This window comes from Chryseobacterium shigense (assembly GCF_900156575.1).
In the GTDB taxonomy this organism is placed as follows: domain Bacteria; phylum Bacteroidota; class Bacteroidia; order Flavobacteriales; family Weeksellaceae; genus Chryseobacterium; species Chryseobacterium shigense.
On sequence record NZ_FTNY01000003.1, the window covers coordinates 396,251 to 420,319 of the forward strand.

At 38.5% G+C, this 24,069-nt stretch carries 17 protein-coding genes; 15 read left to right on the forward strand and 2 right to left on the reverse strand.

All coding sequences use genetic code 11. The features are described 5' to 3' along the window. Positions 1 to 73: 73 nt before the first annotated feature. The 14 genes from BW964_RS11345 (at position 74) to BW964_RS11410 (ending at position 21,774) form a co-directional block, all read left to right on the forward strand. Positions 74 to 1,309, forward strand: a complete 1,236-nt coding sequence (locus BW964_RS11345) for an MFS transporter (protein ID WP_076507273.1) — start codon at positions 74 to 76, stop codon at positions 1,307 to 1,309. 91 nt (positions 1,310 to 1,400) lie between these two features. After that, positions 1,401 to 3,539: a T9SS type B sorting domain-containing protein gene (locus tag BW964_RS11350; protein WP_076507275.1), complete on the forward strand. Its 2,139-nt coding sequence runs from the start codon at positions 1,401 to 1,403 to the stop codon at positions 3,537 to 3,539. Between the two features lie 105 nt (positions 3,540 to 3,644). After that, positions 3,645 to 5,762, forward strand: coding sequence for a T9SS type B sorting domain-containing protein (locus tag BW964_RS11355; RefSeq protein WP_076507277.1), 2,118 nt, complete (start codon positions 3,645 to 3,647; stop codon positions 5,760 to 5,762). A gap of 271 nt (positions 5,763 to 6,033) precedes the next feature. Next, a complete protein-coding gene (dnaB, locus tag BW964_RS11360; RefSeq protein WP_073330452.1) occupies positions 6,034 to 7,623 on the forward strand; it encodes a replicative DNA helicase in 1,590 nt (529 codons plus the stop codon). 87 nt (positions 7,624 to 7,710) lie between these two features. After that, a complete protein-coding gene (gene rnhA, locus BW964_RS11365) occupies positions 7,711 to 8,187 on the forward strand; it encodes a ribonuclease HI (RefSeq protein ID WP_076507279.1) in 477 nt (158 codons plus the stop codon). A 159-nt stretch (positions 8,188 to 8,346) separates the two neighbouring features. Further along, on the forward strand, positions 8,347 to 10,599 hold the full coding sequence (locus tag BW964_RS11370) for a T9SS type B sorting domain-containing protein (protein ID WP_076507281.1): 2,253 nt from the start codon (positions 8,347 to 8,349) through the stop codon (positions 10,597 to 10,599). Between the two features lie 239 nt (positions 10,600 to 10,838). Beyond that, on the forward strand, positions 10,839 to 13,100 hold the full coding sequence (locus tag BW964_RS11375) for a T9SS type B sorting domain-containing protein (RefSeq protein ID WP_076507283.1): 2,262 nt from the start codon (positions 10,839 to 10,841) through the stop codon (positions 13,098 to 13,100). A gap of 130 nt (positions 13,101 to 13,230) precedes the next feature. Continuing rightward, positions 13,231 to 13,857, forward strand: a complete 627-nt coding sequence (locus tag BW964_RS11380) for an NAD(P)H-dependent oxidoreductase (protein WP_076507285.1) — start codon at positions 13,231 to 13,233, stop codon at positions 13,855 to 13,857. Positions 13,858 to 13,886: 29 nt separating this feature from the next. Continuing rightward, complete coding sequence (gene nadB, locus BW964_RS11385; RefSeq protein ID WP_076507287.1) at positions 13,887 to 15,458, forward strand: L-aspartate oxidase; 1,572 nt, start codon at positions 13,887 to 13,889, stop codon at positions 15,456 to 15,458. Positions 15,459 to 15,469: 11 nt separating this feature from the next. Then, positions 15,470 to 16,330, forward strand: coding sequence for a carboxylating nicotinate-nucleotide diphosphorylase (gene nadC / locus BW964_RS11390; protein WP_076507289.1), 861 nt, complete (start codon positions 15,470 to 15,472; stop codon positions 16,328 to 16,330). A 209-nt stretch (positions 16,331 to 16,539) separates the two neighbouring features. Continuing rightward, on the forward strand, positions 16,540 to 19,119 hold the full coding sequence (locus BW964_RS11395; RefSeq protein WP_076507291.1) for a TonB-dependent receptor: 2,580 nt from the start codon (positions 16,540 to 16,542) through the stop codon (positions 19,117 to 19,119). Between the two features lie 94 nt (positions 19,120 to 19,213). Continuing rightward, a complete protein-coding gene (locus BW964_RS11400; protein WP_076507293.1) occupies positions 19,214 to 19,651 on the forward strand; it encodes a hypothetical protein in 438 nt (145 codons plus the stop codon). Positions 19,652 to 19,726: 75 nt separating this feature from the next. Further along, positions 19,727 to 20,719: an aspartate-semialdehyde dehydrogenase gene (locus BW964_RS11405; protein WP_076507295.1), complete on the forward strand. Its 993-nt coding sequence runs from the start codon at positions 19,727 to 19,729 to the stop codon at positions 20,717 to 20,719. A 53-nt stretch (positions 20,720 to 20,772) separates the two neighbouring features. Continuing rightward, positions 20,773 to 21,774, forward strand: a complete 1,002-nt coding sequence (locus BW964_RS11410; protein WP_076507297.1) for a cation diffusion facilitator family transporter — start codon at positions 20,773 to 20,775, stop codon at positions 21,772 to 21,774. A gap of 24 nt (positions 21,775 to 21,798) precedes the next feature. Here the strand turns inward: BW964_RS11410 and BW964_RS11415 are convergent, their stop codons facing one another. After that, on the reverse strand, positions 21,799 to 22,245 hold the full coding sequence (locus BW964_RS11415) for an exosortase F system-associated membrane protein (RefSeq protein WP_076507299.1): 447 nt from the start codon (positions 22,243 to 22,245) through the stop codon (positions 21,799 to 21,801). Beyond that, positions 22,232 to 22,762 carry an exosortase family protein XrtF gene (xrtF, locus tag BW964_RS11420; protein WP_076507301.1) on the reverse strand — a complete coding sequence of 177 codons (531 nt, stop codon included), beginning with the start codon at positions 22,760 to 22,762 and terminating at the stop codon, positions 22,232 to 22,234. Before xrtF ends, BW964_RS11415 begins: the two co-directional genes overlap by 14 nt. Before the next feature lie 278 nt (positions 22,763 to 23,040). Here xrtF and BW964_RS11425 point away from each other — a divergent pair, with 278 nt between their 5' ends. Beyond that, complete coding sequence (locus tag BW964_RS11425) at positions 23,041 to 24,060, forward strand: aminoglycoside phosphotransferase family protein (RefSeq protein WP_076507303.1); 1,020 nt, start codon at positions 23,041 to 23,043, stop codon at positions 24,058 to 24,060. The last annotated feature ends 9 nt before the right edge of the window (positions 24,061 to 24,069 follow it).

Genomic DNA, 24,069 nt, shown 5'->3' on the forward strand with positions numbered 1-24,069 from the left:
CCCTATTTGATTTATCATTTAAAAATCGCTATATAAAACAGCCTTAAATAAATATTTAGGGCTATTTTTGTGCATGATTTCCTTTACACCGTTAAAAACATTGCAAAATGTTGAATTCAGGAATCTTCTTACGGGAAGATTTTTTATTGTCTTAGCCTTCAGAATGCTTGCTACTTTATTAGGATGGTGGGTATATCAATTAACAAAAGATCCGTTTTCAATAGGACTCATAGGACTATCAGAAGTCATTCCTGCTGTTAGCTGTGCTTTATATGCCGGACATGTTATTGACATGAATGAAAAAAAGCGATTGCTGCTGATTTGTAACTACGCCTATGTTTTTCTGATTGGCCTTCTGCTTATCCCGGCCTTTTTTAATGTAGAAATGCATTTTAACGGACATGAAATCACTTATTTTATATATGGGGTTATATTTTTTACTGGAATTGCGCGAGCTTTCATAGGCCCGATTGTCCCATCCATGATTCCTAAAATCGTAAAGAAGGAAAACCTGCCCAATGCAGTCACTCTGAATCAGGCTACATTTCTGATATCATCGGTATGCGGACATGCTGCAGGCGGACTTCTTATTGGTTATTTTGGAGTAAAATATACTTTAATCGTTATTATTTCGTTAATATTTATCGCTTCTTTATTTTTCTGGCAACTGAAACAACAGCATTCAGAATATAAAAAAGAAGAAGTAAATGTTGTGGAGAGTATGCGAGAAGGTATTTCCTATATATTCAAGACCAAAGAAATTTTAGGGGCGTTATGCCTTGATATGTTTGCCGTTCTGTTTGGAGGAGCTGTAGCGATGATTCCGGTGTTTGCCACAGACATTCTGGATGCAGGAGCAGAAGGTTTCGGACTTTTGAATGCCGCTTCTGATATAGGATCTATGTGTATTATCACCCTTTTAGCGATTGTTCCTTTAAGGAAAAACCAGGGAAAAATACTTTTGGTGGTCGTTGCCGGATTTGGGTTATGCATTATTGGTTTCGGACTATCCAAGCTGTATTGGCTTTCTTTTATATTCCTTGTCATGAGCGGAATGCTTGACGGAATCTCAGTTGTCATCAGAGGAACTATTGTTCAGCTTAAGACTCCGGACCATATCAGAGGCCGTGTACTGAGTGTAAATTCTATATTCATTATGTCCAGCAATGAAATGGGACAGTTTGAAAGTGGTTTAATGGCAAAGTTATTAGGCGTAGTGCGTTCTGTAGTCTTTGGGGGAAGCATGACGGTACTGGTAGCTATTCTGGTAGCAAGTACCAATCCCAAGCTGAGAAAAATGAATTATTAAACAATAATATGGCTATTCTATTAAATATATCACAAAATCTTTAAATTAACTTTAATAATTTTTTATATTTGTCTTTTTTAAATCCCCCTTTATGAAAAAAGCATTACTCATTTTTCTAATCATCTGCTCACGCATTTTATATGCCCAATCAGATTGTATTAGTGCAATATCTATCTGCGGAAACTCGGATATTTCTTATACCCCTTCCGGACCAGGAAATATACTGGAAGGCATTGGTGCCAACTCTTGTCTGAGTGACACCGAAAACGAACACTTTTCAGTGTGGTACTCCTTTACGGCAGCCACTTCAGGAACGCTGGCATTTGTTATTAATCCCACAATTGATACCGATGATTATGACTTTGCAGTTTATGGACCTACCACCAACGGCTGTACTTCTCTGAACAACAGTAACGTTTTTGTAACGCCTGTAAGATGTAATTTCAACGGTACAGGTTCTTCTCAGGGAAATACAGGTTTACTGCTAACAATACCGCCACCGCCACCGCCCAACACGAATGGAAGTGCAGGAAACCAGGCAGAATGGAGCCCACACATGGTGGTACAAGCTGGCGAAACGTATTACCTTGTTGTGGATAACTACAGAAGTTCACCTGATGGATTTTCTCTAACATGGACAGGTACTGCAAGTTTGAGTTCTGCATTCAATGACCCGGCTCTTGCTCCGTTTCCATTCATTACCCCGGGACTTCCGGCGGCTAACCCTGCTGACCCGAACGAGGTAACCGTATGCTCATTGGCTACACCATTCAACTTCCTCTCTCTGAATGCAGGAGTTATCAATGGTAACAGCGCCAATTTCAAGGTAACCTATCATAAAAACACCAATGATGCGATTACGGGAGGAAATCCTGTGACTTCAGAGGTTGTTAACTTTGCAACCGTTTATTATTACAGAGTGGTATATCAGGATCCCGTCAATCCAACCAATCCAATGAATGGCTGTTTTATTACGGGAAAATTCAAATTCAGGAATGGTAGTTTTACCTTAACCAATGCGACCCTTACCAGCTGTAGCAATAATAACTCCGGAACAGCAATGTTTGACCTTACCACTGCTACCATCGGAGCCTTACCGAACCACGTGTTGAAGTATTATCCTACAATGTTCGACCTTAACGCTGGAACTAATGAAATTACAAGCCCTACTATATACCAGTTTGTATCAGCAGAAGGAAAGATATTTGTAAAAGCAACAAGCGAATTCGGATGTACCGCAACGGCAGAAATTACTCTGAAATTCCACCCATTGGTATCAGTAACTGACGCTTCTTTAAGAACATGTTTTCTTGAAACCAATCATTCACTGGGTACCTTTAATCTAAGTAATGCTACGGTAACAACTCAACTTGGAGCTACTAAAAAATATTATCCTTCTCAGACAGATGCCGTAAACGGAACGAATGAAATTTTAAATTTCCTAACCTATACAGCACCAAGCGGAGTGATCTATGTAAAAGTGATCAATGCACAGGGATGTTATAATATTGCAAAGGTGACACTGACCGTTCTTTCGCCTGTTTACTCTAATGTTTTACATGATAAAATCATCTGTATAGAAGATAAAACAACTCTGGATGCAGGTCCTGGATTCAATGGGTATGAGTGGAGCACCGGAGCAACTACACAGGTCATCAACAATGTAGCTGTGGGAACTTACTGGGTTAAATTGAAGACGGGTGACTGTATTACATTACAGACTGTAAAAGTATACGCTTCTGAGCAGCCTGTCGTTTCAAGCATTGATATATCAAATACAACGATAACAGTGAATGTTATTGCAGGAGCTCCGGAATACAAGTATTCTATGGATAATGTCAACTGGCAGGATTCCAATGTATTCACTAACGTTTCAAGAGGAGACCACAAGATCTATGTAAAAGATGCTTATGACTGTGACCCTATTGAGATCACAGTGGTAGTACCTAATCTTATCAATGTCATTACTCCAAACGGAGATGGCGTTAATGACTTCATAGACTATTCAGCATTATCCGGTAAAAATGGGCTTATATTCAGTATTTTTGATAGGTATGGAACTAAAATCCACCAGGCCGACAAATCTAACGGATATAAGTGGGACGGAACAGTAGCTGGGAAAAAGATCCCTACAGGAACCTACTGGTACTCTGTAACCTGGAATGAAAATGATAAAAAGAATACGCCATTCAAATTCTCAGGATGGGTAATGGTAAAAAACAGAGAATAATTTCTTGTTAAAAATACAAAACCGCTCTACGGGGCGGTTTTTTTCAACATAAATGCTGATAACTTTATTTTACTTAAATCTTGTTTCACAAAAATCATTTTAAACATGAAAAAAACATTACTTCTTTTAATTTTATTTATAGCACAGGTGTTTTATGCACAGTCCGATTGTGTCTCGGCCATTCCACTCTGCGGAAACTCCGAAATCTCCTATACTCCGTCCGGACATGGAGATATCGTTGAAAATCTATCGACAAATGGATGTCTGGGCAGAAATGAAAATTACTCGGTATGGTATACTTTTACCGTTGCAACAGCAGGAACATTAACCTTCGTTATTGATCCAAATGTTAATTCCGATGATTACGATTTTGCAGTATATGGTCCAACGACCAATGGATGTACCTCTTTAAATACCGGTAACGTTTTTGTAACACCACTAAGATGTAACTATAACGGTAGTACTCCAACAGGAAATACTGGTCTTACTTTAACCTTGCCTCCACCTCCACCTCCCAACACCAACGGAAACGCAGGGAATGCATTTGAATGGAGCCCTTATATGCAAGTACAAGCCGGAGAAACGTACTATCTGGTTGTAGACAATTTTAGAAGTTCTCCGGATGGATTTAAATTAATCTGGGGAGGGACTGCAAGTTTAAGTTCAGCCTTCAACGATCCTGTTCTGGCACCGAATCCTTTTCTGCCACCTGGAATTCCAAATGCTGATGCTACTCAACCAAGCGACGTTATGGTATGCGGGCTTCCTTCACAGTTCAATTTCAATACACTTACTGCAGGTATCGTTAATGGAAACAATCCTAACTTCAAAGTTACCTATCATAACAATACCAATGATGTTGTTACCGGGGATAATCCTCTTAACATAGCTACAGTAAACGGAACAACCACCTATTACTACAGAATCAGATATCTGGATCCTGATAATCCAGACAGTGTTATTAACAAATGTTTCATCAGTGGTAAGTTCAAGTTCAAAGACGCAAGCATAACCGCTAAAAACGCTACAATTTTTGCGTGTAATAATAATGGAGAAGGAACTGGAAAATTTGATCTGACTACAGCAGATGTATTTACCGGAGGTACAAAAAAATACTATCCAACCCTTGCTGATTTAAATGCTGACACCAATGAGATCACGAATCCAACCAGCTATATTTCAGCTCAAAAAATAGTATATGCAAAAGTAATTTCTGCATTCGGATGTACTGCTATAGGAAATATTACCTTATCCTTCCATCCGGTAGTTACTTTAAAAGATGCTTTGATACAGGAATGTTATATCGAAAACGATATCCTGCGGGCAAAATTTGATCTGACACTAGCTGATGTAGGAGCTATTGCAGGGCAAACCAAAAAATTCTATAAGACATTAACTGACGCGACAGCTGAAACCAACTCAATTGCAGCACCTGATGCTTATCTTACCGCAAGCACCGAAGTTTATGTAAGGGTTACTAATGCTAATCAGTGTTATGCTATTTCTAAGATAACACTCAAAGTTCTCCCTCCGGTAAAATCTGCTGTCCTGAAAGACAAAACGATTTGTGCGGAAGAAAAAACGACCCTTGATGCAGGACCTGGATTTGACGGATATGAATGGAGCACGGGAGCTACGACGCAATCGATCAGTAATGCAGGAATAGGGGTTTACTGGGTAAAACTGAAAACAGGAAAATGCTTTACACTTCAGACTGTAACCATTTTTGCGTCCACACAACCGGTAATTGCCAGTGTAGAGATCAGCAACAATACCATTACAGTGAATGCATCAGGCGGAACTCCTCCATATATGTATTCAACTGATGGGGTTACATGGCAGGCAACGAACTCGTTCAGCGGACTTCCTAGAGGAGAGAACAAGATATTCTTGAAAGATTCTTTCAACTGTAATCCTATCCAGATTACCGTTACGGTTCCAAATCTGATCAACGCAATTACTCCGAACGGAGATAAAGTGAATGACGAGATTGACTACTCTGCGCTCGCTTACAAGAAAAACCTTATATTTATAGTTTATGACAGATACGGAAACAAACTTTATGAGGCGAATAAAATGAGAGATTACAAATGGGACGGAACAGCTTCCGGCAAGAAAATCCCTACCGGCACTTACTGGTATACGATCTCATGGAACGAAAACGATAAGAACGGTACCGAAACTAAATATTCAGGATGGATATTGGTGAAAAATAAAGAATAAGTTATTCTAAATATCATAAAAAAAGACTGTCGCAAATGACAGTCTTTTTTTATGTATTATTTTCCACTTCATTCAACAAATCATCTCTAATAAACATAATAATCCAAAAAACAGCAATCATTTTCAAATGAATGAATGCTACTTATTGAAAATTTTCTATTTTTGATCCCCAAATTTTATCAACACCTTTTTGGTTCTGTTTATAATACGTCCGGAGGATTGCTGATAACTTGTTAGTTATTATTTTTTTTAAATAAACTATCTTTGCATCATGGCGCAGAAAGAAACATTATCATCCCTAACGCACGGAAACTTTGCAAGAGAGCTATCTATTGCGGATGGAAAAATGCCACCCAATGCTGTAGATTTTGAAAGACTGGTTATAGGAACTTTTTTGATTGACAAAAAGGGACTGGATCACTCTATTGACCTTCTGACTCCGGAAGTATTTTACGACCCTAGACACCAGGTTATTTTCTCCACGATTTTAAAACTTTATGAAGGCAACCATCCTGTGGATCTTATGACGATCATTCAGGAGTTGAAAAAAGAAGATAAACTAAGCCAGGCCGGAGGAGATCATTATATCATTGATCTTACAATGGGAGTAAGTTCATCTGCCCATATTGAATATCATGTCCGTGTTATTCTTGAAAAATATATCTTAAGAAGTCTGATCAATGTTTCAGCCAACGTTATTGATTCTTCATACAAGGAATCTACTGATGTATTCGAACTTTTGGATAAAGCAGAACAATCCTTTTTTGAAATCACCAACGGGACGATTAAAAAAGGTTTTGACACGGCTAATTCATTGGTAAAGCAGGCTATTGAAACGATTAAATCTTTAAAAGATAAAGAGGGACTTTCCGGAGTACCTTCAGGATTTAGAGATATTGATAAAGAAACAGGAGGCTGGCAAAATTCCGACCTTATTATTATCGCAGCCCGTCCGGCAATGGGAAAGACCGCTTTCCTTCTGTCCATGGCACGAAATATTGCAGTAGACCACAAGATTCCCATGGTGCTCTTCTCTCTGGAGATGGCATCCGTACAGCTTATCACCAGGATGATTGCTTCTGAAACGAAAATTTCTTCTGAGAAACTGAGAAAAGGAACTTTGGATGACGAAGAATGGCAAAGACTTTTCTCCAATGTATCTGAACTGGAAAACGCACCGCTTTTTATTGATGAGACCCCTTCTCTTTCTATATTCGACTTCCGTGCAAAATGCAGAAGACTGGTGATGCAGCACGGAGTAAGACTGATCATGGTCGACTACCTTCAGCTGATGACCGCAGGAGGCGGAGGAAAAGGAGTCGGCAACCGTGAACAGGAAATTTCCATGATCTCCCGTTCATTAAAAGCCATTGCAAAAGAACTTAATGTACCGGTTATAGCCCTTTCACAGCTATCGAGAAGTGTGGAAGCCCGTCCGGGAAAAAGACCTCAGCTTTCTGATCTTAGGGAATCCGGAGCGATTGAGCAGGATGCGGATATTGTATCCTTTATTTTCAGACCGGAGTATTATAAAATTGCAGTATGGGATAACGATGAAGAGGGTGCAGAAACCCCAACGGAAAACCAGGCCGAGCTGATCATAGCAAAACACAGGAATGGGGCAACCGCTGATGTAAGATTATCATTCCTAAAACATTTTGCAAGATTTGGAGATATTGAAGCCGCTTTTGATGGAGGTTTAGGAGGTTATCCTTCTAATTTCGGATCTAATGAACCTAGTGGATTTGACAAGATCAAGACAACTATTCAGCCGGGTGCTGCATTTGATCTTCCGGACAGCTCGAAACTTTCAGGATCATCAATGAATGATTTTGATGACGATGATGATTTCCCGTTTTAAAATTTTATAGCATTTTAAATTAAATAACAGTTTAGTATTCTTTCAATTTATTTTAAATAGACTACTAATTTATACCTCCCTAAACTTTTGAGAATAGAAATATATACCGACGGTGCATGCAGCGGAAATCCCGGAAAAGGAGGCTATGGAATTCTCATGCGTGTTCCTGAAAAGAATTATCAGAAAACATTTTCCAAAGGTTTCAGGAAAACCACCAATAACAGAATGGAGCTCCTGGCTGTAATTTCCGCAATGGAAAAACTAAAGTCTTCGGAGAATGACATTCATATTTATACAGACAGCAAATACGTAGCTGATGCAGTAAATCAAAACTGGATCGCAGGATGGATCAAAAGAGGATGGAAAAATGTAAAAAATCCAGATCTGTGGAAAAGATTCATTGAAATGTACAATAAGCATACCCCAAAAATGCACTGGATAAAAGGCCACGCAGGTCATTTTGAAAATGAGCTTTGCGACAAACTTGCCGTTGCTGCTGCGGCTTCCTCCGATCTTGAAATCGACACCTATTTTGAAGGTTTGGAAACCAATTCTCTTTTTTAATGAATCTAAACACAACTCCACACTATTCAATATTCACCCGCATATTGTATCATTCATTGAAAATTCACTATCATTTTCGGTAAAATTAACATTAAACACATATTAATTAATTGGGATTTAATATATTTACAGTATCTAATTAAAAGTAATCCCAATTACATGAATAAATTTTTACTGTCTTATATTTCTCTTCTGCTGCTTTTTTTATCAGGAGGACTCCTTTCCCAAACGTATCAGCTAACGGGTAATCCGGTAACCACTACCGGATGGACAATGGTTGCCCCCACTCAGGTCAACGGTGATTTTGTTCAGCTTACACCGGATACCAACAATCAATCAGGATCTATAAGACTGAACGATCCCATCAACTTAAAATACTGTGATAAATGGAGAGTTGAATTTGATTTCAGAATGGACTCTAACCAAACTTCAAACGGAGATGGCATCGCATTTTGGTACCTGGCGAATCCACCGGTAGCAAGTGTCTTAGGTTCCGGTCTCGGAGTTTCCCAAAATGCAGTTGGTTTTATCGTAGGATTTGACACGTACAACAATACCACTACTGCAACGATGAGTAAAGTGCATGTTGCGTACGGACAAGTCGCGAATACCAGTGACACGAACAATGTAGAATTCTTTAATACCGCCGGAAGCTCTTTTCACTCACCGGATCTTAATACCACACTTCCATTTCAGGGAACCAACTATAAGCATGTTGAAGTAACCGCTCAGGTAGATCCGGCCATTCCCACTAACTGGATTGTAAAAATAACAATTGACGGCACCTTAATATGCAATCAGTCTTTCGCTCCGGCAGGTACGGCAGCAGCCATGACTGTTGGATACTTCGGATTTTCTGCGTCTACAGGCGGGGCAAGATCTAGACATTCTATTAAAAACGTAAAAATTTACACCGATAAAGTTCCTATTTTACAAAGTACAGCGACACAATCTTTCTGTCCTAATCCCACTACAGGATTCGGGTCTGTAAATTTAACCTCGTTTAATTCACAATTTGTAAGTAATCCTTCGAATTATACTTTCACCTATCTACAGGGCTCAACGCCTATTACGAATCCCACCAACTACCAATTCAACGCAAATACCACAGTGACTGTGGTTGTCAAGGATAATGCAGGGATCTTATGTGATAACCCGGACGGCAAGATACTATTGGTACTCGCCCCTCTTTTGCTTACTGATAAAACTTTAACCGCTTGTAACAACAATAAGGCAGGAACTGGATTATTCAACCTCAATGCGGCGGATGTAGCAGGCGGACTTAGTGTTGTCAAAAAATACTACAGAACCCTGAATGATCTCAATTCAGGCACCAATGAAATACAAAATCCGGGAACCTACACTTCCGCAGCAGGAACCGTTTATGTAAAAGTAACTACTCCATTGGGATGTACCGGTACTGCAAAAATCACTTTAGCATTCTACCCGGACACTCCCGTGAAAGAAGCCACACTTCGTTCTTGTTTTCTTCAAAACAATATCACGAATGCCCTGTTTGATCTGACTTCCGCTAATGTAACAACACTGACAAGCGGTTTCTCTAAAAAATATTACACCTCTGTCGCAGATGCTCTGGCCGGAACCAATGAAATTGTAAATCCGACTCAGTATATGTCTGTAAGCACTTCAGTATATGTAAAAGTAACAGATGCCACTGCATGTTTTGCTCTTGCAAAAGTCAATCTTGTGGTATTACCCCCTGTAATTTCTACTGTTTTAAAGGACAAAATAATATGCATTGACGGCAGAACAGATCTGGATGCTGGTCCTGGTTTTAACAGCTATGAATGGAGCACCGGAGCTACCACCTCATCTATTCAGGGAGTTGGAGTAGGTCTTTATTGGGTAAAATTAAAGACAGGAGATTGTATTACAATGCAGACCGTAAAGGTTATCGCTTCAGCCAATCCTGTCATTACAAGTATCGACATCAATAATACAACAGTAACCGTCAATGTATCGGGAGGAACTCCGCCCTATAAATATTCTTTAAACGGTACTGACTGGCAGGATTCCAATACGTTTACGGGACTTCACAGAGGCGAAGCTCAGGTTTTCGTTAAAGACTTTTACAACTGTATGCCCGTTGAGGTACAGATCACCGTTCCGAATCTGATTAATGCAATCACCCCCAATGGTGATAACGTGAATGACTATATCGATTATTCTGCACTGGCCTACAAGAAAAATCTTGTGTTTATAGTATATGACAGGTATGGGAACAAGCTTTATGAAGCGAACAAAATGAGAAACTTCAAATGGGACGGAACAGCTTCAGGTAAAAAAATTCTTACAGGAACTTATTGGTATTCTATCTCATGGAATGAGAATGACAAAAACAATACGGCTACAAAATATTCAGGATGGATATTGGTAAAAAACAGGGAATAACCCTCTATATAAAAAAATCACTCTTTTTTAGAGTGATTTTTTTGATATACACAATCACAGGAAAAACACTAGTTCGCCCCAAGAATAACAAAAAGATAATATTATTTTAATTATTTCATCTATTGATTAAAATTAATTTGAAATTGACAATTTAAACCAAACAATTGACAATTATTCATTATATACTCCCAAACAAAATAAATACATTTATAACAGTAACCTCAAACCCATCGCTTCACATGAAAAGAAAACTACTCATTTATTATTTAACCATTCTATTAGGCTTTTCTGGACAACTGTTTTCACAAACATATCAGCTTACAGGAAATCCTGTTAACACCACAGGTTGGGACCTTGTTTCAAATGCAGCTGTTGACAACGACTTTATTCGCCTTACCACAGATAACACCAGCTTATACGGCGCTATAAAACTGGCTACTCCGATCACCTTAAGCTATTGTGACAAATGGAAGGTGGAATTTGATTTCAGGATCGACGGAAACGGAACTACACAGTTCGGAAGAGGAGATGGTTTCACATTCTGGTACCTTGTCAATCCCCCTACCGGATTCGTATCGGGAGGCGGTCTTGGAATTCCGGGAAATGCGTCGGGACTTATGGTAGGATTTGATATCTTCAACAACAGCACAGAAGGGCAGATGAGCAAAATACACCTGCTTTATGGAACCAATGATACGGCAGGAAATAATATTGAATACAACAATACTCCTGGCAGCACATTCCATTCTCCCGATCTTATAGCAACCCAACCTTTCGTAGGACCAGTCTATAAGCATGTAGAAGTAAACGGTGAAACGGATCTTACCAATCCGACAAACTGGATTATAAAAATCAAACTGGATGGTGTCCTTATAGTAGACCAGTCGTTTGCCCCTTCAGGAGCAGCAATAGGAATGTCACAAGGCTACTTCGGTTTTTCAGCAGCTACAGGAGGCGCCAGCGCAAGGCACTCTATCAAGAATGTCAAAGTTTTTGTAGATAAAGTACCCATCCTGAACGCTACGGTCACTCCATTTGTATGTACAAACCCTGCAACAGGAACAGGAACTGTAGATCTTACGTCATTTAATGCGCAATTTGTCAATAATCCTGCGAATTACCTGTTCACTTACTATGTTTTAGGAAGCTCGACTCCTATTACCAATCCGAGCAGTTTCCCATACTCAGGCAACACAACCATTAAAGTCGTCATTAAAGATCCAAGCTCAACCCTATGCGACAATGGAGACGGAGTTATACAACTAAATCCAACACCGTTCGCAGCAACTGATGCTACCCTTACAGGATGTAACAACAATAATGCAGGGACCGCTACATTTGACCTCACTACAGCAGCCTTAACAACGGTTCCCGGATCTACGATGCAGTTCTACAATACAATGTACGAACTTAATGCAGGAATCAACCAAATTCCGAATCCTACTGCATACGCCTCAGGAGCAGCAATACTATTTGCAAAAGTAACGACCCCGCAGGGATGCCTAAGTACGGCAAAGGTTACCCTGAATCTTAACCCGGTTGTCATTGTAACTGATGCTTCTTTAAGATCATGTTTCCTTGAAACCAATCATTCACTAGGAACATTCAATTTGAGTAATGCTACCGTAACAACGGTAACTGGCGCAACGAAAAAATACTATCCATCTCTTGCAGACGCCGTAAGCGGAACCAATGAAATCTTAAATTTCCTAACCTATACAGCACCCTCAGGAGTAATCTATATCAAAGTATTCAACGCACAAGGATGCTACGCTATTGCTAAAGTAACATTAACCGTTTTAGCCCCGGTCTTATCAAACGTACTAAAGGACAAAATTATCTGTATTGAGGATAAAACGACCTTAGATGCCGGACCTGGATTCAATTCATATTTATGGAGTACAGGTGCCACTACACAGACTATAACCAATGTAGGAGTAGGAACTTACTGGGTAAAACTAAAAACCGGAGATTGTACCGCATTACAGACAGTCAAAGTATATGCTTCTGAGCAGCCAGTGGTTACAACTATTGATATTTCAGCAAGTACGGTCACTGTTTTTGTCAACGGAGGAACTCCGCCTTACCAATATTCAATGGATAATATACACTGGCAGGATTCCAACATATTCACCAATGTTGCCAGAGGTGAAACCAAGATCTTCGTCAAAGATAACTATGACTGCGAACCTATCGAGGTCAGCATTACGGTTCCGAATCTGATCAATGTGATCACTCCGAACGGAGACGGGGTGAATGATGCCATTGATTATTCTGCCCTTTCAAACAAAAGAAATCTACAGATCGGAATCTTTGATAGATATGGTTATAAACTTTTCCAGGCTGATAAATCCAACAGATATACATGGGACGGAACGACCAACGGAAGTAAGAAAGTTCCTACCGGAAACTACTGGTATTCCATCACATGGAATGAGAACAACAGCAAGAATACGCCAATCAAATTCTCAGGTTGGATTATGGTAAAAAACAGAGAATAAATTTAAATTGATTATTTTTAAATACCCCGGGGTCACTCCAAATTTGGAGTGACTCTTTTTTTGTCATTTCTAGAGGTATATATTTCATTTTAAAGCCGCTTTATTCGTATTCAATTCTTAAATTTGTCCTATGAATTATTTGGAAGCTTTAAGCAGAAGATATTCTGTGAAAAAATTTAATCATGAGATCATTCCTCAGGATACCTTGTACAATATTCTTGAATCAGGGAAATTGTCCGCAAGTTCTCTTGGGCTTCAACCGTACAAAGTATTAGTCGTTGAAAGTGAGGAGATGAAACAGAAATTAATTCCAGCTTTCTATAATCCATCCCAGATCTCTACCTGCTCTCACCTTATCGTCATTATTTCAAAGAAAACGATTGATGAAAGCTATATTCACGGTTATTTTAATCATATTTCCGAGGTAAGGGAAACTCCTGTTGAAAAACTTGACCTGTTCCGAAAAAGTATCAATCAACATATTATTCAAAAAACACAGGATGAAATTTTCAACTGGGCAGAAAAGCAATCCTATATAGTTCTGGCCAACCTGATGTATGCTGCTGCTATTGAAAACATAGATTCGTGCCCTATGGAAGGCTTCCGGCAGGACCTGATAGAAGAGATCCTTAACATCAATCCTGAGACAGAAAAAGTAACCGTCACCCTCGCTTTAGGCTACCGTTCTGAGGAAGATCATTTTCAGCACATGAAAAAAGTAAGAAAACCAAACGAAAAATTGTTTAAATTTATTTAATATTAAACGATTGTACCTAAAGCAAGCATATGATAAAAGCGGATGTATTAGTAATTGGTTCCGGCATCTCGGGACTTTCCTATGCCATTAAAGTTTCTGAACAGTTTCCTGATGCCAAGATCATCATCGTAACAAAATCTGACGAAGACGAAAGCAATACTAAATATGCACAAGGCGGACTGGCCGTAGTCACCGACTTTAAAAACGATAATTTCGAGAAACACATCGAAGATACCATGCGTGCCGGAGATGGCGAAAACAAACGTGATGTTGTAGAAATGGTCGTAAGAGAAGCTCCTGCAAGATTCAATGAGATTGTGGAATGGGGAGCGAATTTCGACATGAAAAACGGACAGTTTGCATTGGGAAGAGAAGGCGGACATACTGAAAACAGAATTGTTCACCACAAAGATATTACAGGATTTGAGATTGAGAGAGCTTTGCTGGAAACTGCGAAAAACAGTCCAAATATTGAGATTCTGGATCATCATTATGTTATTGACATTATCACCCAGCATCATGTTCCGGGAAAAGAAGTAAGCCAAAGTGATATCAACTGCTACGGAGCCTATATCCTTGACGAAAAGTCAAAAAAGATCAAAAAGATCACTTCAAAAATAACATTGGCAGCTACGGGAGGCGCTGGACATGTTTATAAGAACACCACCAATCCCACCATTGCTACCGGAGATGGAATCGCTTTTGTTGCTCGTGCAAAAGGTAAGGTTTCCAACATGCAATATTATCAGTTTCATCCCACAGCATTATACAGTAAGATTAACGGAATGCTTTTCCTTATTTCTGAAGCCGTAAGAGGAGACGGTGCTAAATTAAGAACCAGGAAAGGTGAAAAATTCATGCACAAATATGATGAGCGTGAAGAATTAGCCTCCAGAGATATTGTGGCCAGAGCCATCGACAATGAAATGAAGATCTCCGGAGATGAATATGCCGGTCTTGACTGCCGGGACATGGACCACGAAAAATTTCTTGAACATTTTCCGAATATTTATAAAAAATGCAGAGAAGAAGGTATTGATCCTTTTACTCAATTAATACCCGTGGTACCCGCCTGCCATTATCTGATGGGAGGTATCGAGGTAGATCGTGACGGACAATCTTCTATAAGAAATCTTTTTGCTGTAGGAGAATGCACCAATTCAGGACTTCATGGCGCTAACAGACTCGCTTCCAACTCTTTACTGGAAGGTCTGGTTTTCGGACATAATGCCGCAATAAAGACCGTAGCTCTACTTAAAGAAAACAATTTTAATTTTGACGATCTGAAAGCTGTTCCGGAATGGAATGAAGATGGCATGAAAATCATGGATGAAATGGTTATCGTAAGTTACCTCAGAAAACAGCTTCAGGAAATGATGAGCGATCTGGTAGGCATTGTGAGAAGTAATAAACGCCTTACAATGGCTCTTCAAAAACATCAGGAAATTGCAGCAGCTGTTGATGAGATTTACCACTACTCTATTCTCTCACCGCAATTATCCGAATTAAGGAACCTGACAACGGTTGCCCATCTCATTATCATCCAATCTATGGAGATGACGGAAAATAAGGGTGCATTTTATAATAAAGATTTAGCCTAAAAGCAATAATAATGAAAAGACCAAGCTACGTTACCGATAAAGCATTAAAAACGTTTATAAAAAACGCTTTAGAAGAAGATATTCAGGATGGAGACCACTCTACCCTCTCCACCATTCCAAAGGATTTGGAGCAAAGTGCCCAACTTCTGGTAAAGCAGGATTGTATCTTGGCAGGTGTTGAGCTGGCAGAAATTATTTTCAAGACCTTTGACAAAGATTTAAAAGTTGAAGTATTTATAAAAGACGGAGATTCTGCCAAGGTAGGAGACATTGCTTTAATCGTAACCGGAAACGCCCGGTCTATTCTTTCTACAGAAAGACTTATTCTGAACTGCATGCAGAGAATGAGCGGAATTGCTACCCTTACTCATGATTGGGATTCCAGATTAGTAGGAACTAAAACAAAACTTTTGGACACCAGAAAAACAACCCCGAATTTCAGAATATGCGAAAAATGGGCCGTAGCAATAGGCGGTGGTACCAATCACAGATATGGTCTTTATGATATGATCATGTTAAAAGACAACCACATCGACTATAACGGAAGTATTACTCATGCAGTGAAAATGGCGAAAGACTATGTTAAAAGCAATAAGAAAAAATTAAAAATCGAGGTTGAAACAAGAAATCTTGAAGAAGTGAAAGAAGCCATTAAAGCAAAAGTAGACAGAATCATGCTTGACAACATGAATGTTACGATGATGAAGCAGGCTGTAGACATGATCAACGGTTCATGTGAGTCTGAAGCTTCAGGCGGAATTACCCGTGAAATGTTAAAAGAAATCGCTTCAACAGGCGTAACGTATATCTCTGCGGGAGCCCTTACCCATTCGGCTGAAAATATAGATTTGAGTCTCAAAGCCGTGAAATAGCGTTGTATTTTTAATAAAAACACCCTGCGTTTATTAAAAACTCAATAATATGATTTTTTTCATATTAAAATTCAATTTTAATATATAACATTAATTATCAACAACTTAACACTTATTAAGATTAAGTAAAAATTAACATACAGTTAATATTAGTTAAATTTTATTTCGCGAATTTTGCAGAAAATTAAATCTAACTATTACTAACGATTATGAAATTAATCAACAAATCGATGCTATCTGCAGTTATTACATTATCTACAGCCAGCGTCTATTATGCTCAACAGGTTCAGGATACAGTGAAAACTAAATCCAATGACATTGAACAAGTTGTATTAACTGGTGTTGCCGATATCGCCAAAGATAGAAAAACACCGGTAGCTGTTTCAACAATTAAAGAAGCACAAATTGTTGAAAGATTAGGAAATCAGGAATTTCCTGAAATCCTAAACACAACTCCGTCTGTTTATGCTACTAAAGGTGGTGGAGGTTTTGGAGACTCTAAATTAAACATTAGAGGATTCAGCCAAAATAACATTGCTGTAATGGTAAATGGTATGCCTGTAAACGATATGGAAGGAGGATCTGTTTACTGGTCAAACTGGGCTGGACTATCTGACGTTACTTCTGCAATGCAGGTTCAGAGAGGTCTTGGTTCATCAAAATTAGCTATTGCTTCTGTAGGAGGTACCGTCAATATCATCACCAGAGCTGCTGATAAAAAGCAAGGAGGGATCGTTTCTTTAGGTTTAGGAAATGATGATTATTTAAAGACTCTTTTTGCATACAATACAGGAAAATCTGCTAAAGGATGGTCTTCTTCATTCTTAATGAGTAGAACTGCAGGTTCTATGTATGCAGATGGAACTAAGTTTGAAGGATACAACTATTATTTTGCTGTAGGATATAAAAAACCAGGAGGTAATCATGACTTCCAGTTTACCATCACTGGAGCTCCACAATGGCACAACCAAAGATCATTTGCAATTTCAATTGCAAACTATATTGGATTCAATCCTGATCAGGATGGTACACCAAACAGAAGATATAATTCTGATTGGGGATACCTTAAAGGTGAAGAATACTCTGCAAGAGTAAACTACTACCACAAGCCAGTAATGTCATTAAACTGGGACTGGACCATGAGCGAAAACTCAAAACTTAATACAGTATTGTATGGCTCTTTTGGTAGAGGTGGAGGAACAAACACCACAGGTACTGCCAATGGAAAAAACCTAGCTAGCTTTAGAGACGCAACTACTGGTTTATATAATTTTGATAATGTTTTTGCAGCTAACCAGGCATCAACACCTGACAAAGGGATATTGATCAGAAATGCTTCAATCAATTCACATAACTGGTTTGGATTAATTTCTAGCTTTAATCACAAGATTAATGACAACATGAAGTTCACGACCGGGATTGATGCAAGATACTATTATGGATATCACTATCAGGTAGTAACTGATCTATTAGGAGGAAGTGGATACCTTGACAAAGCCAATAAAAACATCCCACCTAATTTGGTGACGGCTGTTTCTAAGCCAGAAGCTTCATGGAACCCATTTGGAGGAAAAATTGACGATTTAAATAACAGAATCGGTTATAGTAATGATGGTGAAGTACTTTGGTATGGAGCATTCGGACAATTTGAATATACAAACGATAAAATTTCAGCGTTTCTTCAAGGTTCCGTTTCGAACCAAGGTTTCCAGAGAATTGATAACTTTATCATCGATGGAGTTACCACTTCCAAAAGAGGTGAAATCATGAATACCAAAACAGGATTTAAAAACCTATTTGGATATAATGTTAAAGCTGGTATTAACTATAACATCGATGAAAAACATAATATTTTCGGAAATGTAGGTTATTACGAAAAGCAACCTTTCTTCAATGCAGTTTACAGAAGTAATGAAAATGTTGTTTCTCCAGATCTTACCAATGAAAAGATATTTGGTGCAGAACTAGGATATGGATTCAGAACAGCTCAATTCAATGCTAATGTTAACCTATATAGAACAACCTGGGATGACAGATACCTTAGAAGATCAAGCTTGAGAGATGTTGCTACAAACAAAACTTTCTATGCTGAAATCACTGGACTGAATGAAGTACACATGGGAGTGGAAGTAGATGCCAACTATACCTTAAATAAATTCTTCTCAGCCTTCGGTATGTTCTCTTACGGAGATTGGTATTATAGAGGAAATGCTACAGCAACTCTATTTGAAGATACTACTAATCTACCATTTAACTTCCCTGGAACGTCTAGCAATGAAACTCAATTGTATCTAGATAAAGCCAAAGTAGGAGAAGCTGCTCAAATGACTGCAGCATTAGGATTTACCATTAGACCTGTTACAAATCTTAGCTTTGATACAACATGGAGAAGCACAAGCAACTTGTATGCTAGTTTAGATGCTTATAACTTCAGTGTGAAGTCTACTGCAGAAAGAGGAACTTTAAAACTTCCAAACTACAACTTATTTGACCTTGGTATTTCTTACAGAATTAATCTAAATAACAAGCAACAGTACTTTACAATCAGAGGAAACGTTTATAACTTGTTCGACACAACTTATATCGCAGAATCTAACACAAGTACTCAGATCAAGCAATTATCTGATTTTGCAACAAGTACTACAGGAGGGGTAACTACAACTGCACAACAAAAGTATGATGCCTATATGAATAATCCAAAAAACTTCTACAAAGGATTGGATACATCTAACCAGGTATTCTTCGGATTCGGAAGAACATGGGCAGCAACATTGTCATTCAACTTCTAATAAGATCATTATATTAGATTTTATAAATATCTATCCCGGCTTTTAGCCGGGATTTTTGTTATATTTGTACTTAGAAAAATAGAAAAAATTGAATATGGATTTTTACAAGATTTTGCTTAATGCACACAAAGGATTCGGGTATCTTGAACTTCTTTTGACCTCATTATTTATTATTGCCCTTTTAGCTACAATGTTTGGCTTCAGTGGTAAAGTGAACAAATTTTTAAAGAAGATTACCCTCTTTACGATGATTTTCTTTCACGTTCAGTTTTTATTGGGCGTATGTTTACTGTTCACCTCTCCGGGCTTTAAAGCGGCAATAGCAGCAGGAACATTAATGAAAGATGCTTACAGCAGACAGACATTTGTAGAGCACCCATTTTCTATGCTGATCGCAGCCGTATTAATGACCATCATTAATAAGAAAGTAAAATCTAATGACACCATTTCACTGGCAATTGTGATCATGGGTCTTATTGCAGTAGGTTTATTTGCATTCGCGTTCCCTTGGATGAGAGTCTTTGGGGCTTAAAAAATAAAATACAAAGGAGTCAATGATGCGTTGATACTTTTGTAATAGTTTAACCTTAAATTTTTAATTAAATCAATGAAAGTAGCTGTAGTCGGTTCAACAGGAATGGTTGGACAAGTTATGCTTAAAGTTTTGGAGGAGAGAAACTTCCCTGTAACAGAATTAATTCCGGTAGCATCCGAAAGATCTGTAGGAAAGAAGGTGAAGTATAAACAGGAAGAATTTACGATTGTAAGCATGAAAGACGCTATAGCTGCCAAACCGGATATTGCTATTTTTTCTGCCGGAGGAGATACTTCTCTTGAATTTGCCCCTCTGTTTGCAGAAGCAGGCACCACGGTCATTGACAATTCTTCTGCCTGGAGAATGGATCCTACCAAAAAACTGGTGGTTCCTGAAATCAACGCCCATGTTTTGACCAAGGAAGACAAGATTATTGCCAATCCGAACTGCTCTACGATTCAACTCGTAATGGTTTTGGGACCATTGAATAAAAAATATGATCTGAAAAGAGTGGTCGTTTCTACGTACCAGTCTGTAACAGGAACAGGAAAAGCTGCTGTAGATCAGCTCAATGCTGAAATCAGCGGAGATGACAGCGTGGCCAAAGTGTACCCTTATCAGATCTTCAAAAATGCTCTCCCTCACTGTGACGTGTTCAGTGATGATGATTATACGAAGGAAGAGATCAAATTAATGAAAGAACCTAAGAAAATTTTAGGTGATGACACCTTCAATCTTACCGCAACTGCAGTGAGAGTTCCTGTGCAGGGAGGACACTCAGAAAGTGTGAATATTGAATTTGAAAATGAATTTGACCTTGATGAAGTAAGAAAGATTTTATCTGAAACACCGGGTGTAGTCGTTATGGACAATGTTAAAAACAACGAATATCCAATGCCGCTGTACTCAGAAGGTAAAGACGACGTTTTCGTCGGCAGGATAAGACGGGATCTCTCCCAGCCCAAAACGCTGAACCTCTGGATCGTAGCAGACAATCTGCGAAAAGGAGCAGCAACCAACGCGGTACAGATTGCAGAATACTTATCAGCCAACAACTTAGTTTAAACTAACAAAATAAAAAAGAGTCTCAAAATTGAGATTCTTTTTTTTATCAAACTATGGAAAATAAAAAAACCATCAGCAGCAAAGACAAAATAGGATTTCAAAAACTTATTGCCGTTTTCGGGGTCATCTTATTCATAGGGAAGATCATTGCCTGGAAGCTTACCAATTCCGATGCTGTATTTTCTGATGCTATGGAAAGTGTCGTGAATGTCATCAGTGCATTCATGGGACTCTACTCCCTTCATCTGGCAGCAAAACCTAAGGACGAAGACCACCCTTACGGCCACGGAAAAGTAGAATTTGTAACATCCGGCATTGAAGGCGCCTTGATAGCCATTGCGGGCATCATGATCATCTACGAAGGCATCAACAGTTTAGTCGTAGGAAAAACACTGGCCAAGCTTGACCTGGGAATATGGATCATTGCTGCAACAGCTGTAGTCAACTATTTCCTGGGTTATATTTCCATCAAAAGAGGAAAAGCTGAAAACTCATTGGTATTAATTTCTTCTGGAAAACATTTACAATCTGATACCGTAACAACATTTGGTGTAGTCCTCAGTTTAATTGTGGTCTACTTTACAAAGATTTATTGGCTGGATTCGGTAGTGGCTCTTATTTTCGGTTTTTATATTATCTATGTGGGCTATAAGATCGTTCGAAAGTCTTTAAGTGGAATTATGGATGAGCAGGATCCGGACCTTCTGAACCAAATTATCAAAGTACTGGAAGAAAACAGAAGAATAGAATGGATAGATGTTCATAATATGAAGATCCAGCAGTTTGGAGCCAATCTCCATATTGACGCCCATATCACCCTGCCCTGGTATTACAGTCTTCGTGAAGCTCATGATGAAATGGAAAAAATGATTATCATCTTGGCTAAAAATATCAAAAGAAGCATAGAATTTAATTTCCATATGGATGACTGCAAGACCATATCATGTCCAGTTTGTCAGATCAAAGACTGCCCTGTCCGTGAAAAAGACTTTGTTAAACGCGTACAATGGACCCCGGAAAATGTAACAAGTGTAGAGAAACACACCATTGATTAGTTGCTCAAGAGATAGGCTGATTGACTACTGGTTGATGGACCTATCTCTCATTAACTGCTTTCGATAATAAAACATAGGAACAATTAAAAGTAACGCCAGCGGCTGGATCACAAACCTTCTCATATAAAAGGAAAAAAGATAACCAATGTCAAATCTGTCAGAGATACAGTAAAGATAAATGGGGAAAGTAATGACAAAAATGATCGTAATCAGCAATGCTCCCTGTACAGTCCACTGTCTATTTTTAAAAAGACACTGAATGATCAGGCACGAAAAAATAAGGTTAAGAACAAATCTAAAAAGATGTCCAATGATTAATCTCCCCCATTCAAACGGAGGAAATTCAATATTTTTATTAGCTTCGTGAAAATACGCCAGAAATGGATCATAAAAGATACTATCTTCAAGCACCCGTATCCCTATAAGACCGCAGATTCCTGCAATGACGAGAAGCCCGTTAAGAATTTTCATTTTTTAAAGCAAAGAATTTAATCCATACCAACCAAAGAACCACCACTGTTCCATAAATCACTGCCGGAAAAATAAAGTCATGAAACATTTTTCCATATTCTTTATAATCTGACATCACCACGTTCAACCCTACAATTCTGAGAAGATTCATAAGATAAAGTATTACAAGTCCGGCCAGCACAAACACAAACGTTTTAGAGCCTTTATAAAAAGCAAATACAAATGAGATAAAGAGGATCATTACTGAAATAGCATTACATCCTTCCACCATCCTCGTTACATAATTTTTCTTTACATAAAACCACACCTGCTCATTTTTCACATCATCATACAGCAAGGTAGGAAATCCTGAAACCTTCTGAATGGATGCCACCTGACCAGCAATCATTCTCGAAAAAGGATCCAGCCCATCTGCCTTACCTGCATTCAGGTAAAACTGATACGCAAAAAGCAATACCAGATAAATGACAATGAACCTGAGCAAAATGTTTAAAACTGGTTTAAAATCCTTTAGCATACTACAAAGATAAAAATTAGACTGAAATGTAAGCTAAGAAATGTTTGGTTTAAGATTTCAGATGCCAGATATCAGACGTGTGATTCCAGATTTTTAGGTTATGATTGAGGGATGTGAATACTGAATTTTGCTGCGCAAGTAAAATGCGAAAGCCCCCCAACTCCGGGACCCACTCCAAATAACTCATAATTTATAACTTATAACTTTTCAACCCTCTCAAACTCCAGCACCCTCATACTCTCAAACTCCCATTAAATTAGTATATTTGTTTCCATATTATGACTTCCGAAAACACAAAACAATTTTTTGAAAAGTATCTGGGCAGCCCATCTTCCGAGTTTATTACACTGGCTCAAAGCGGATCTGCAAGGGTGAATTTTCTTGCCAAATCCGGTACCAAAAAATATATTGTCACCAGCAATGAAAACATCCCTGAAAACGAAAGTTTCCTCTATTATTCTAAAGTATTTTCTGAATTAGGGCTCAATACTCCTGCTATTTTTGCTGTTTCAGACGACAGAAAAGTTTATATACAGGAATTTCTTGGTGAACACACCCTTTCCGAAATTATTGCAGAAGAAGGGCTTTCCGATCATGTACGAACCTTGGTAAAACAAACTCTGGTAAAACTTTTTAAGCTTCAGATCGGGACTCAGGGAAAAATTGATTTCTCAAAAACTTTTGAATACGAAAAGTATGATGAACTTCCCGTCATTCACGATTTGTATTATTTTAAAAATTTCGTAGCCGATGTTCTGGAACTGGAATATCGTAAATCTGCATTGCTGAAAGAGTTTAAACAAATCGCTGCACTCATTGAAAGTCTCAGTCCGAAAGGAATGATGATCCGTGATTTCCAGGCCAGAAATATTATGGTCAATGAAGAAAGTAAAGTTTCGTTCATCGACTACCAGTCTGCTATGGAAGGACCACTGATGTATGACGTGATCTCCTTTCTCTATCAGGCTAAGGCTGATTTTCCGGAAGATTTCAAAAACGAAATGCTTGATTATTACATCGGACAATTTGATAATGAAGAAGTTAAAATTCAACTAAAAAATTCGGTAAAACCAATCCAGATGATGCGATTCCTGCAGGTACTTGGAGCTTACGGCTTCAGAGGATTAATCCAAAGGAAACAACATTTCATATCAAGTCTGGAAAAAGGAGTTCAAAATATCACGCAGTTTGCATCATCATGGGAACAGATGAACAATTATCCGGAACTTAAAAAAGTGATAGAACAGCTGGCTACAGAAGAATCAAAATTAAAAATTAATGCGATTTTGAATCATTAACAACCTCAT